Source organism: Burkholderia sp. JP2-270, assembly GCF_003233675.1.
GTDB classification, from domain to species: domain Bacteria; phylum Pseudomonadota; class Gammaproteobacteria; order Burkholderiales; family Burkholderiaceae; genus Burkholderia; species Burkholderia pyrrocinia_C.
This window is the reverse complement of record NZ_CP029825.1, coordinates 1,351,799-1,364,243: the sequence shown is the minus strand read 5'-3', so window position 1 is coordinate 1,364,243 and position 12,445 is coordinate 1,351,799. Positions and strand designations below refer to the sequence as shown.

Sequence of the window (12,445 nt, the reverse complement as noted above, 5' to 3'; positions counted from 1 at the left end):
CCATTCATTTCGACCGGCCTCGCGGCCAGGGAGCAACGAATGACCGTCAGCGTGCGCAGCTATCTTTCCCCCACCCTGGTCCTGCTGGCCTTCGACTGGCCCGATGCGGCGACGCGTACCGATTTCCTCGGCTTCGCGATCCGGCGCACGCCGGGCTTCTGGTCGGCCGACGGCAAGACGCGCGCGCCGAACAGCTGGCTGCCCAACCGGCTGACGTTCGACGGCCCGGCCGCCGACACGCAGGGCGATGCGCCGACCGACCAGGCGCCGATCCAGAAATTCATGTGGTGGGACGCGCGCATCGATCCGCAGGACCGCGACGCGTCGTTCCGCTATGACGTGTATCCGATCGTCGGCACGCCCGACAGCCTGCAGGTGCTCGACGCGCAAGCCGGTGTATGCGACGTCGTGCTGCCCGCGCATATCGAGGACGGCATCGGCACGTGGTTCAACCGCGCGGTGGTGAGTTCGCAGGCGTTCGCGAAGCAGGTCGCGGCGCTGGGGCTCGCGCCGAATGCGGCGCCGAGCGATGCGCAGGCGCTGAAGCTGCGCACGTGGCTCGCGAACGACATGGAGCAGGTGTTCGCGGAGATGCTCGACCCCGCGTCGCGCGCGGCGTCGGCCGTCTATCATCTGACCGACACGCTGTGGGCACTGCCCGCGTTCGAAGCGTTCGGGCGCAAGCACGGCGACGCGTCGCTCGCGATCGTCTACGACGCGCACACGACGGCGCGCAAGGGCCAGCCGCCGCTGCCTTCGCCGAACCAGCCGGCGGTCGACGCGCTGCAAGGGCTCGCGACGCTCGCGCCGCGCGACAGGACGCACATCATGCACGACAAGTTCATCGTGACCGATGCGCCGTCGAACCCGGCGCCCGCGCGCGTGCTGACCGGTTCCGCGAACTTCACGACCGAGGGGCTGACGGAGCAGGCCAACGTGCTGCATGCGTTCGACTCGCCCGCGCTTGCCGCGCTGTACAACGATCGCGCGCATGCGCTGGCCGGCAATCCGTCGATCGCGGAGACGGCGCGGCTGTCGCCGGGCTGGTCGGCGCCGATGACGATCGGCAGCGCACAGGTGCGGCTGGCGTTCTCGCCCGAACCGTCGGGGCAGCGCACCGAGATCGATACGATCGTCGCCGCGATCGCGGCTGCGAAGCATTCGGTGTCGTTCTGCCTGTTCATGCCGACCGACGCGGCGTTGCGAGACGCGTGCTTCGCGGCCGGCGACCGCGGGCTGATGATGTTCGGGCTGGTGAACAAGATCAACATCGGCAGCGCGACGAAGGCCGGTGCCGCGCAGCAGGCCGGCCAGCCGCTCGATGCGGCGACGCTCGCGAACCTCGAGCTGTATCACCGCAGCCGCGACAACCACGACGTGATCGATGCCGAGTACTTCTCGCCGGCAACGGTGCCGCAGGGCTTCGAGCCGGAATTGCGGCAGTTTCCGGGCGAGCCGGCGCCGGCCTATCCGCCCGTCGTGATCCATCACAAGTTCATCGTGATCGATGCGGAAGGCGCGAATCCGGTCGTTTATACGGGCTCGGCGAACATGAGCCGCAATTCCGAACAGTACAACGACGAGAACCTGCTCGAGATTCGCGACAAGCGGATCGCGGCGATCTATCTGGCGGAATTCCTGCGGCTCTACGAGCACTATCGCGCACGGGCGCTGGCGATCAGTGCGAAGCAGCACGGCGCCGGCACGGGCACGCATGCGCGGCTCGCGCTCGCGCCCGATTCGAGCTGGGCGAAGAAGTATTACGTGGCGGGAAGCCCGGAAGAGAAGGCGCGGATCGCGCTGGCGTCGGCCGCGCCGACACATTGAAGTGCTGACGCGCGAAGGGCACGGACGTTTCGTGGCCCCGGCTGCTACGGCCGCCGCTTACGCGGCGACGTAGCGCAGCACGGCGTCGGTGATCGTGTCGCGATGACGCGCGCGCAGGCGCGGCGCCGACGGGTCGCGGCCGAACGCTGCGCCGAACGTGTAGCGGTTCGACACGCGGTGGAAGCAGAACGAGCTGATCAGCAGGTGCAGGTCGAACGCGTCGATGTCCTTGCGGAACGCGCCGCTTGCCGCGCCGCGCTCGACCAGTTCCTCGAGCGTCTTGATGATGCTGACGTTGCGGTTCTTGAACGACTTGAGCTGTTCGAGATACTTCGCGCCGTGGATGTTCTCGATCGACACGAGGCGGACGAAGTCGCGATGCTTGTCGTGATAGTCGAACGTGAATTCGACGAGGCGGCGCATGCCTTCGCGCGGCTCCATGTCGCCGACGTGCAGTTCCTGCTCGAGCGCGCGGATGTCGCCGTACACCTTCTCCAGCACGGCCTCGTACAGGCCTTCCTTGCTTTCGAAGTAGTAATAGAGCATCCGTTTCGTCGTGTTCGTGCGCTCGGCGATCGCGTCGACGCGCGCACCGGCGAGGCCCATCGCGGAAAATTCCTGCGTGGCGACATCGAGGATGTTGCGCTTGGTTTGCTCGGGATCGTATTTGCGCCGCGCATCGGACGCAAGCGCGCGGCTTTCGGACGTGGCGGCCTTGCTTCCTGCTTTCATGTGAATTTGTTCTGGCTTCGCGGCGGCTGGGACGGGGCATTCTAGCATGTGGGAAATCCGCGTCCTGCCGACCTTCCGCTCTAATCGGCGGGCAGTTGCGGCCGCCGCGGCCGCTCAGCGGCGGCAGGACGCGAGCGCGTCGCGGGCCTGGTATGCGGTGTACGTGAGCTGCGCGGCGGCGAGGCCCGCCAGCCCGAACGTGCGCGTGAGCCCGAACTCGGCGAAGCCGTCCGGCACCGGCCGGCCTTCGGCCAGCGCGGCCGCGAGCGCTTCGCCGGCGACCGTGGTCGGCGCCATCCCGTGGCCGCCGAACGCGATCGCGTGCCACACGCCGTCCGCGTCGCGGCCGATCTGCGGCATCTTGTGCCGCGCGTAGCTCATCAGCCCGCCCCACGCGTATTCGATCTTCACGTCTTCGAGTTGCGGATACACGCGCAGCAGGTCGCGCCGCAGCAGGCGCGCGATCGCGTCGGGGCCGCGGTCGAGCACCGAGATCCGGCCGCCCCACAGGATGCGCGTGTCCTTCAGCGGGCGGTAGTAGTCGAACGCGAAACGCGTGTCGTAGATCGCGTACGGCGCGTCGATCGCGTCCGGCAGCCGCGCGCCGAGCGGTTCGGTCGCGATCACGTAGGTGGCGATCGGCAGCACCGCGCGTTCGATGCGCGGCGACACGCCGCGCGCGTAGCCTCCGCCGGCGAACACGACGTCCTTCGCGCGCACCGCGCCCTGCGCCGTGCGCACGACGTACCCGGCGCCTTCGCGTTCGATGCCGAGCGCGGCCGAGCGCTCGTACACGCGCGCACCGCCGCGCGATGCGGCCGCCGCGACGCCGAGCACGTACTTGAGCGGATGGAAGTGGAATGCGTTCGGCTCGAACAGGCCGCCGTAGTAGCGCTGCGTCTTCAGCCGCGTGCGCAGCGCGTCCGTGGACACGGGTTCCCAGTCGACGCCGAGTTCGCGCTTCATCAGCGTGCGCACGCTGTCGAGCCGGGACGGATCGTCGAACCAGTTCGCGAGCATCACGCCCTCATCGACGATGTCGCAGTCGATCCCGTAGCGCGCGATCCGCGCGCGGATCAGGTCGACCGCATCGACGGTGAGCCGGTACAGCCGGCGCCCTTCGTCGCGGCCGAGCGTGCGCAGCAGGTCGGCGTTGTCGAGGCTGTAGCCGCCGAATACGAAGCCGCCGTTGCGGCCCGATGCGCCGAAGCCGACCCGTTCGCTGTCGAGCACCACGACATCATGCGCGCCGCGCTCGACGAGGCCGAGTGCCGTGCACAGGCCGGCGAGGCCGCCGCCGACGATGCAGACCTGTGTGTCGATCGTGCCGGACAGTTGCGGGTAGGGCTGGCGGGTAACGGTGGCTTCGTAGAAGTTCTGCATGCGATTTCGTTGACTCGTAACGGCGGAAAAACGGACGGCGCGCGTCGATCTTGCCTGAACGCGCGCGGCGCGTCGAATGGGAGCTGTCAGGGCGCCGGCCGCCGCGGTCGGGCGGCGGCCGGCGCGATGCGGGCCGTCAGGCGCCCGGCGCCGGGTTGGCCGGGCGGGCGACGTAGCCTGCATAGCCGGTTTCGGCCTGCGGTGCTACTTCGGGCGTCGCGTTGCGTTCGATCCACGGCGCGATCTCCATGTCTTCATAGCGCACCAGGCGGCATTTGCGCACGAGCGCGTAGCCGAGCCAGATCGCGAGGAAGAACGGCAGGCCGACGTAGGTCGCGGCGACGCCGGCCCAGTCGACCTTGTCGGCGAGGAATGCCTGGTAATCCTGGCCGAGCGCGACGACCGCGCACAGCGCGAATGCGAACAACGGGCCGAACGGGAACCACTTCGACCGGTACGGCAGCTGGTCGAGCCGGTAGCCCTGCTTGAGGAAACCCTTGCGGAACCGGTAGTGGCTGACCGCGATGCCGAGCCACGTGATGAAGCCGGCCATGCCCGACGTGTTCAGCAGCCACAGGTAGACGGTCTTGTCGCCGTATAGCGACGTGAGGAAGCACAGTGCGCCGACGGCGGTCGTCGCGTACAGCGCATTGCGCGGCACGCCGCCCGGCGACAGCTTCGCGAACACCTTCGGCGCGCGGCCTTCGACCGCGAGGTTGTAGAGCATCCGCGTCGACGCATACATGCCCGAGTTGCCGGCCGACAGCACGGCGGTCAGGATCACCGCGTTCATCACGCCGGCCGCGAACGCGAGGCCCGCGTGGCGGAACACGAGCGTGAACGGGCTCACGCCGATGTCGGTCACGTCGCTCTTCAGCAGGCTCGGGTCGGTATAGGGAATCAGCACGCCGATCACGAAGATTGCGAGCACATAGAACAGCAGGATGCGCCAGAAGATCTGCTTCACCGCGCGCGGGATCGTCGTGCGCGGGTTCTCCGATTCGCCGGCCGCGACGCCGATCATTTCGGTGCCCTGGAACGAGAAGCCCGCAATCATCGCGACGCCGAGCATCGTCGCCCAGCCGCCGGCGAACGGCGCGTCGCCGATCGTGAAGTTGCCCCATCCGGCGCTCGGGCCGCCCTGCATGATTCCGAAGATCATCAGCAGGCCGACGCCGACGAATGCGAGCACCGTCAGCACCTTGATCAGCGCGAACCAGTATTCGGCTTCGCCGAAGCCGCGCACCGACAGCGCGTTGAGCGCGAAGATCAGTGTGAGGAACAGCGCGCTCCACCAGACGCCCGGTACATGCGGAAACCAGTAGTGCATCACGAGCTGCGCGGCGACGAGCTCCACCGCAAGCGTCACGGCCCAGCTGTACCAGTAGTTCCAGCCGAGCGCGAAGCCGAAGCCTTCGTCGACGAACTTCGCGCCGTAGGTCGCGAACGAACCCGACACGGGCATGAACGCGGCCATCTCGCCGAGGCTCGTCATCAGGAAATAGACCATCAGGCCGATCACCATGTATGAGAGCATCGCGCCGCCGGGGCCGGCCTGCGAGATCGACGCGCCGGACGCGACGAACAGGCCCGTGCCGATCGAGCCGCCGATCGCGATCATTCGCAGATGGCGGGCCTGCAGCGCGCGGTGAAGGGACGGCTTCGCGGGCGGCGAGCCGGACGGACGGGGCGAATCGGGGCGGGCATCTGAATGCATGGCGGGTGCTGGGCGCTGTCTCCGGGATTGTTTTTTCGGCGACGAAGCGCGACGCGTTGCCGGCCGGGCAGCGGTGGTGCTTCGCGGGAACGGGCCGGATGAGCCGGGCCGCGATGCGTGTCGCGTTCGTCTGTCGTCCGGCTGCCGTAGTGGCGGCCGGCGGCGCGCCGGGTGCGTTGCACCTCGACGTCGCACCGATTGTGTGTGCCCGATGCATGGGGCGGCAAACGATATTTCCGAACAGGGTGATGCGGCCTTGTCATCAACTTGCGTCGCGTCGGGACGCGTCCGGCCGCCCGGCTAGGGGCTTTGCAAACGTCCCGTATCAGCACTAAAAAGCATCGGTCCGGGCCGCCGAGGTGTTGCGTTTTGGGAATGAAGTCGTGAGTTAATATCAATAGCGGCCCGACTTGTGGCCGCCGACAATGTGTTTCATGGATCGTGCCCCGCGAGGCTGGGGCGCGCCGTCCGGCCGGGTTTCCGGCGGCGGCGCAGCACGATGCGCCGTGCGGCGCACCGGGCCCGCCGAGCTGCGCATCCGCTTGCACATGGCGCGCGAACGCGCTCCAATCGAATCACGCGGGCGGCGCCGCCGCCGCACCGATCAATCTGTCCCTGAAGAGGAAGTGATGCAATTCAACGACATTCTTGCCGCGCTCGATATCGATCTCGCCCAGTGGAAAGGCAATGCGCTGACCGCGCGTTCGCCGCTCGACGGCGCGACGCTCGCGACGCTGGCCGTCGACACGCCCGCCGACGCCGAGCGCAAGATCGACGCCGCGCACGACGCATTCCTCAAGTGGCGCACGGTGCCGGCGCCGGTGCGCGGCGAACTCGTGCGCGTGTTCGGCAACGTGCTGCGCGAGCACAAGGCCGCGCTTGGCCACCTCGTCACGCTCGAGGCCGGCAAGATCACGTCGGAAGGCCTCGGCGAAGTGCAGGAAATGATCGACATCTGCGATTTCGCGGTCGGCCTGTCGCGCCAGCTTTACGGCCTCACGATCGCGTCAGAGCGCCCGGGCCACCGGATGATGGAAACGTGGCACCCGATCGGCGTGTGCGGCGTGATTTCGGCGTTCAACTTCCCGGTCGCGGTGTGGGCATGGAATGCGGCGCTCGCGTTCGTGTGCGGCGACCCGGTCGTGTGGAAGCCGTCGGAGAAGACGCCGCTTACCGCGATCGCCTGCCATGTGCTGCTCGGGAAGGCGCTGCGCGAGTTCGACAAGACCCATCCGGGCGTCGCGCCGGAAGGGCTGAGCCAGCTGGTGCTCGGCATGCGCGATGTCGGCGAGGTGCTGACCGCGTCGAAGAAGGTGCCGGTCGTCAGCGCGACGGGCAGCGTGCGGATGGGCACGGAAGTCGCGAAGGTGCTGAGCCAGCGTCTCGCGCGCGGCATCCTCGAACTCGGCGGCAACAACGGGATGATCGTCGCGCCGAGCGCGGATCTCGACCTCGTCGTGCGCGCGGTCACGTTCGCGGCGGTCGGCACGGCCGGCCAGCGCTGCACGACGCTGCGCCGCCTGATCGTGCATCGCAGCATCGTCGAGCAACTGCTGCCGCGCATCGAGAAGGCCTACACGTCGGTGAAGGTCGGCAACCCGCTCGAAGAAGGCACGCTGGTCGGCCCGCTGGTCGATCGCGCGTCGTTCGACGCGATGCAGAAGGCGCTGGCCGATGCACGCGAGCAGGGCGGCGAGGTGAAGGGCGGCGAGCGCGTCGACGTCGGTCACGCGGATGCGTACTACGTGCGCCCGGCAATCGTGCGGATGCCGAAGCAATCGGCGGTGGTCGAGCGCGAGACGTTCGCGCCGATCCTGTACGTGATGGTCTACGACAACTTCGAGGATGCGATCGACGTGCACAACGCGGTGCCGCAAGGCCTGTCGTCGGCGATCTTCACGAACGACATGCGCGAGGCCGAGCAGTTCATGTCGGCGGCGGGCAGCGACTGCGGGATCGTCAACGTGAACATCGGCACGAGCGGCGCGGAGATCGGCGGCGCGTTCGGCGGCGAGAAGGAAACGGGCGGCGGGCGCGAGTCGGGTTCGGATGCGTGGAAGGCGTATATGCGTCGCGCGACGAATACGATCAACTACAGCCGGCAACTGCCGCTTGCGCAGGGCGTGAAGTTCGACGTGTGATGTCGCGCGGCGCGCGTTGCGCCGCTTGACGATGAAACGGGCCGGTTGCCGCGATGCGGTGCCGGCCCGTTGTGTTTGGGGCGATCGGGTATCGTGCGCGTCGGCGCCGATCGGGATTCCTGACGCGGGCCGGCGACGAACGAGCGGTGTCCGGGGACGATGTCGTGAGCCTTCACATCGAGCGCGGACAGCCTGTTCAAGTCGAATACGCGCTCGCGCGCAACGCCCGTTACTTCTCCACCGTCGGCATGTTCTGCACGACCAGCATCTGCGGGCTCGACAGCGTGATCCCCGCCGCACGCAACTGCTTCAGGATCTCGAACAGTAGATCGCTCTTCGTCGAACTCGCGATCCGCGGGCTCGACACGTAACCCGTCACGCTCAGCGTGATCCCGTCCGGCGCGAGCTGGCTGAACGTTACCGACGGCGCCGGCTTCTCGAGAATCGCCTCGTGCGTGCGGTACGCATCGAGCAGCAGGTCGCGCACCTGCTCGGGATCGGTGTTCAGCGGGAACGTCAGCACCAGCGTCGCGACGCCCTGCGTGCTGTTGCCCATCGTCACGTTGCGCAGGTTCTGCGAGATCAGTTGCGAGTTCGGCACGATCACGGTCGAGCGGTCGCTGAGCTGGATCTCGGTCGCGCGCACGTTGATGCGGCGGATGTCGCCTTCGACGCCCGCGATGCTGATCATGTCGCCCACCTTCACCGGACGCTCGGTCAGCAGGATCAGCCCCGACACGAAATTCTTCACGATCTCCTGCAGGCCGAAGCCGATGCCCACCGACAGCGCACTGACGATCCACGCGAGGTTGTTCCACCTGACGCCGAGCAGCCCGAGCGTCATCAGCACGAGCAGCACGTAGCCGACGTTGGTGAACAGCGTGATCAGCGACACGCGCATTCCCGTATCCATGCCGAGCGCGGGCATGAACTCGCCGTCGAGCCAGCGGCGCAGCGAACGCAGCAGGTAGAAGCCGATCGCGAAGCCGATTACCGCGTTCAGGATCCGGTCCGGCATGATGTTCAGGCTCTGCAGCCGCTGGCTGCCGATCATCGCGACCGCGCTGTCGAGCAGGTCGCCCGGTGTCGTGCCGAAGCCGCCCGTCAGCAGCGCGATGGCCGCGATCAGCATCAGCAGGCTCGTGCCGAAACCGGACAGGACCGTGCGGGCCTGGTCGAGGTGCCGGTCTTCGAGCGCGAACAGGTGCTTGATCTGCTGGCCCGTCGACAGGCCCGCGGAGAACAGGCTTTCGCTCGCGTCGCGCGTCAACTGGATCAGGATGTAGGTGGCGCACAGCACGATCTCGAACCACACGAGTTCGTAGGTGATGAAGCGCGCGACCGTGACGTAGCCGATCAGGAGTGCGATCAGCGACACGACGATCGCCAGCGTGACGCCGGCATGGATCAGCCCGGCGAGCGTCGAGCGCTGCTCGGGCGCCTCGCCGGCCGCCGCGAGCGCGCTGCGCGCGCGGTTCGAACGCAGCAGCGACGCGCCGACCGTCAGCGCGACGACGAGCGATACGATGCCGCGGCCGAACAGCGTGACGGACAGGCTGGTGTCGACGATCCGGTTGATCGATTCGAGCGTGCCGGACATCAGCAGCAGCGCGGCCAGGATGCCGGGGAACGGCTTCATCGCGAGCGCGACGGGATCGGCGAGCGCCGGCAGGCGCCAAGACGGATGCTTCGTGCAGAGCAAGGCGCGGCCGAGCCCGGCGATCAGTGCGCAGGTCGCCGCGAGCTTCGCGAACTGGTCCCACAGATCGGTCAGCGCCGGCGTGAGCTCGTAGTGGCGCGCGACGGCGAGGTAGAGGATCTGAACGGCAAACGCGGTTGCGAGGAATGTCGACAGCGCGGTCGACAGCGCCAGCGCGCTGCGGCGCAAGCGGGTGGGCGGCAGGCGGTTCAGGCAGATCCACGCGAGCCCGCGCTCGATGAGCCGGCGGCCGCCGAGCCACATCGCGAACGAGGCGACCAGCAGCAGCGCGGTGATCGGCCGTTGTCCGGGTACCCACGACGAGCGCAGCATGTCGCGCAGTTCGTCGTTGAAATCCTCGAGCCGCTGGACGTCGTCCGGCGGAAGGTGAAACAGCGGCAGCCAGAACTGCGCGCTGAAGATGCCGCTCGAACGGAACGCGAGCTGGTTCTTCAGCAGGCTGCGATGCAGCTTAGCGAACTGTTCGGTCAGGTTCGCGAGGTTGGCCTTCTGGTCGGCGGTCTGTTTCAGCGCCGCATCGAGCTGCGTCTTGCGCGCGGTCAGCGTCGCGCGCTGCTTCGCGACGGCCGGCGTTTCCGGCGCGGCGCCTTCCGCAGGCGCCGGGCCGAGCACGTCGAGTTGCGCCTGGATCTGCGCGCGCTGCGGAACGAGCTCGCTCTGCAGCTTCGCGACATCGGTGCTCAGCTCCTGCGTCGCATCGTCGAGCGCGTCCAGTTCCTTGCTGTTGGACGCGGTCGAGGTCTGCTGCTTGATGCGGTCCTGTTCGGCCTGCATCTGCTTGAGCTGCGCGACGGCGTCGTTCAGCGAGATGGCCGGCACGGACGCGTCCGTGCCGCTCGCGCCCGGGGCGGAAGCAGCCGCCGGAAATGCCGACGCGGTCGCGATTGCCGCGAACTGCAGCAGCGCGATCAGCGCGATCCGGCGGGCGTGCGTGGATAGTCGTTGTATGAACATGGAATGCTTACGATTTTCCGACAATGCCGGTCGCCGAAAGGCATCCGGAAGCCGGTAGTTGGCCCGGTAGCATGTTACCGGGGCGCGGAACGCGTGGTTGCACCGATTGCGTACCCCGTTTTCGGCGATCCCGGCGGTGCGCGCCGGCGCGAAACGGCGCGGCAGGCCCGTACCGTCGGGCCGCAGCCGCCCGGGGCGCGGCTCGGGCGGCGCCGGATCGTCGTTCCGACGCGTGTTCCGTACCCGACAGACGGTTACGCAAGTTACACATTGTCCGGCGCGAAATCGGGGGAGTCCGCATCGGTTCGGTGCACGCGGCGCGGCCGGCCCGCAGGCGCGCAGGTGCGCCGGACAGGCGTGCCGGTACAATGCAGCGATTCGCCCGACGGCGGCTCGACGGTCGCCGGACAACAACACACAACACGACACGATCAGGAGACGCGCCCAAGATGGCCTCAACGGACAGCCTTTCGCAGGCACCTGCCCAATCCCCATCCATCGACCCCGGCTCGATCTCGGCCCGCCTCGACCGCCTGCCGCCGACCCGCAGCGTCTGGAAGCTCGTCGTGCTGCTGAGCCTCGGCTTCTTCTTCGAACTCTACGATCTGCTCTACAGCGGCTACGTCGCGCCCGGCCTCGTGAAAAGCGGCATTCTTTCGGCGACGACGCACGGGCTGTTCGGCACCACCGGGGTCGCGAGCTTCATCGCCGCGCTGTTCTCCGGGCTCTTCATCGGCACGATCGCATGCGGCTTTCTAGCCGACCGCTTCGGCCGCCGCGCGATCTTCACGTGGTCGCTGCTGTGGTACACGGCCGCCAACGTCGTGATGGCGTTCCAGGACAGCGCGGCCGGGCTGAACTTCTGGCGCTTCGTCGTCGGTCTCGGGCTCGGCGTCGAGATGGTGACGATCGGCACGTACATCTCCGAACTCGTGCCGAAGCAGATCCGCGGCCGCGCATTCGCGTGCGAGCAGGCGGTGGGGTTCGTCGCGGTGCCGGTGGTCGCGTTTCTGGCTTATCTGCTCGTACCGCACGCGCCGCTCGGCCTCGACGGCTGGCGCTGGGTCGTGCTGATAGGCGCGCACGGCGCGCTCTTCGTATGGTGGATTCGCCGCGAACTGCCGGAAAGTCCACGCTGGCTTGCGCAGCAGGGCCGGGTCGACGAAGCCGACCGCATCATGCGCGCGCTCGAAGCGAAGGTCGAAGCCGAATACGGGCGGCCGCTGCCGCCGCCCGCGCCGGCCGAACCCGTGCCGCCGCGCGGCAGCTTCCGCGACATGTGGGTGCCGCCGTATCGCAGCCGCACGATCATGATGACGATCTTCAACGTGTTCCAGACGGTCGGCTTCTACGGCTTCGCAAACTGGGTGCCGACGCTGCTGATCAAGCAGGGCATCACGATCACGTCGAGCCTGATGTATTCGAGCGTGATCGCCCTCGCGGCGCCGATCGGCCCGCTGATCGGCCTCGTGATCGCCGACCGCTTCGAGCGTAAATCGGTGATCGTCGCGATGGCGGCGGCGATCGTCGTCTGCGGGCTGCTGTTCAGCCAGACGACGGTGGGCGCATTCCTGATCGTGCTCGGCATCGGCCTCACGCTCGCGAGCAACATCATGTCGTACAGCTTCCACGCGTATCAGGCCGAGCTGTTCCCGACGTCGATCCGCGCACGGGCCGTCGGTTTCGTCTATTCGTGGAGCCGCTTCTCGGCGATCTTCTCGTCGTTCGTGATCGCGGCCGTGCTGAAGGGCTTCGGCACCTTCGGCGTGTTCGCGTTCATCGCGGGCGCGATGGCGATCGTGATGGCCGCGATCGGGCTCATGGGGCCGCGCACGAAGGGCATCGCGCTCGAAACCATCTCGAAGTAGTCGGTGGTTGCGCACGCGTGCCGCGTGGTTTGTGCGGCATGTGTGCGATGCGGTTTTCTCAGCAGGAAACGGCATCGCCGAAATGGTTTGGCATGCGAATTTG

At 67.8% G+C, this 12,445-nt stretch carries 7 protein-coding genes; 3 read left to right on the top strand and 4 right to left on the bottom strand.

Translation table 11 applies throughout. The features are described from left to right. Positions 1-39 precede the first annotated feature (39 nt). Positions 40-1,827 (top strand): phospholipase D-like domain-containing protein, encoded by a 1,788-nt coding sequence (locus DM992_RS23995; protein WP_111018933.1) that lies wholly within the window; start codon positions 40-42, stop codon positions 1,825-1,827. 57 nt (positions 1,828-1,884) lie between these two features. On the opposite strand, the gene DM992_RS23990 is transcribed toward DM992_RS23995, so the two are convergent. From DM992_RS23990 to DM992_RS23980, 3 genes are all read right to left on the bottom strand, one after another. Next, positions 1,885-2,559 carry a TetR family transcriptional regulator gene (locus tag DM992_RS23990; RefSeq protein WP_111018932.1) on the bottom strand — a complete coding sequence of 225 codons (675 nt, stop codon included), beginning with the start codon at positions 2,557-2,559 and terminating at the stop codon, positions 1,885-1,887. A gap of 114 nt (positions 2,560-2,673) precedes the next feature. After that, positions 2,674-3,942, bottom strand: coding sequence for an FAD-binding oxidoreductase (locus DM992_RS23985; RefSeq protein WP_111018931.1), 1,269 nt, complete (start codon positions 3,940-3,942; stop codon positions 2,674-2,676). Between the two features lie 136 nt (positions 3,943-4,078). Then, positions 4,079-5,659, bottom strand: coding sequence for an amino acid permease (locus tag DM992_RS23980; RefSeq protein ID WP_111018930.1), 1,581 nt, complete (start codon positions 5,657-5,659; stop codon positions 4,079-4,081). Positions 5,660-6,288: 629 nt separating this feature from the next. Here DM992_RS23980 and DM992_RS23975 point away from each other — a divergent pair. Further along, positions 6,289-7,800, top strand: coding sequence for an aldehyde dehydrogenase family protein (locus tag DM992_RS23975; protein ID WP_111018929.1), 1,512 nt, complete (start codon positions 6,289-6,291; stop codon positions 7,798-7,800). 229 nt (positions 7,801-8,029) lie between these two features. Here DM992_RS23975 and DM992_RS23970 read toward each other — a convergent pair whose 3' ends face one another. Continuing rightward, a complete protein-coding gene (locus tag DM992_RS23970) occupies positions 8,030-10,474 on the bottom strand; it encodes a DUF3772 domain-containing protein (protein WP_111018928.1) in 2,445 nt (814 codons plus the stop codon). Between the two features lie 449 nt (positions 10,475-10,923). On the opposite strand from DM992_RS23970, the gene DM992_RS23965 reads away from it, so the two are divergent. Further along, entirely contained in the window at positions 10,924-12,342 is a 1,419-nt protein-coding gene (locus DM992_RS23965) for an MFS transporter (protein WP_111018927.1), read from the top strand. The last annotated feature ends 103 nt before the right edge of the window (positions 12,343-12,445 follow it).

Bases quoted from the DNA above. Each gene is read 5' to 3' on its own strand.
- DM992_RS23995 (WP_111018933.1), top strand. From the start codon at position 40: ATGACCGTCAGCGTGCGCAGCTATCTTTCCCCCACCCTGGTCCTGCTG.
- DM992_RS23980 (WP_111018930.1), bottom strand. From the start codon at position 5,659: ATGCATTCAGATGCCCGCCCCGATTCGCCCCGTCCGTCCGGCTCGCCG.
- DM992_RS23975 (WP_111018929.1), top strand. From the start codon at position 6,289: ATGCAATTCAACGACATTCTTGCCGCGCTCGATATCGATCTCGCCCAG.
- DM992_RS23970 (WP_111018928.1), bottom strand. From the start codon at position 10,474: ATGTTCATACAACGACTATCCACGCACGCCCGCCGGATCGCGCTGATC.
- DM992_RS23990 (WP_111018932.1), bottom strand. From the start codon at position 2,559: ATGAAAGCAGGAAGCAAGGCCGCCACGTCCGAAAGCCGCGCGCTTGCG.
- DM992_RS23965 (WP_111018927.1), top strand. From the start codon at position 10,924: ATGGCCTCAACGGACAGCCTTTCGCAGGCACCTGCCCAATCCCCATCC.
- DM992_RS23985 (WP_111018931.1), bottom strand. From the start codon at position 3,942: ATGCAGAACTTCTACGAAGCCACCGTTACCCGCCAGCCCTACCCGCAA.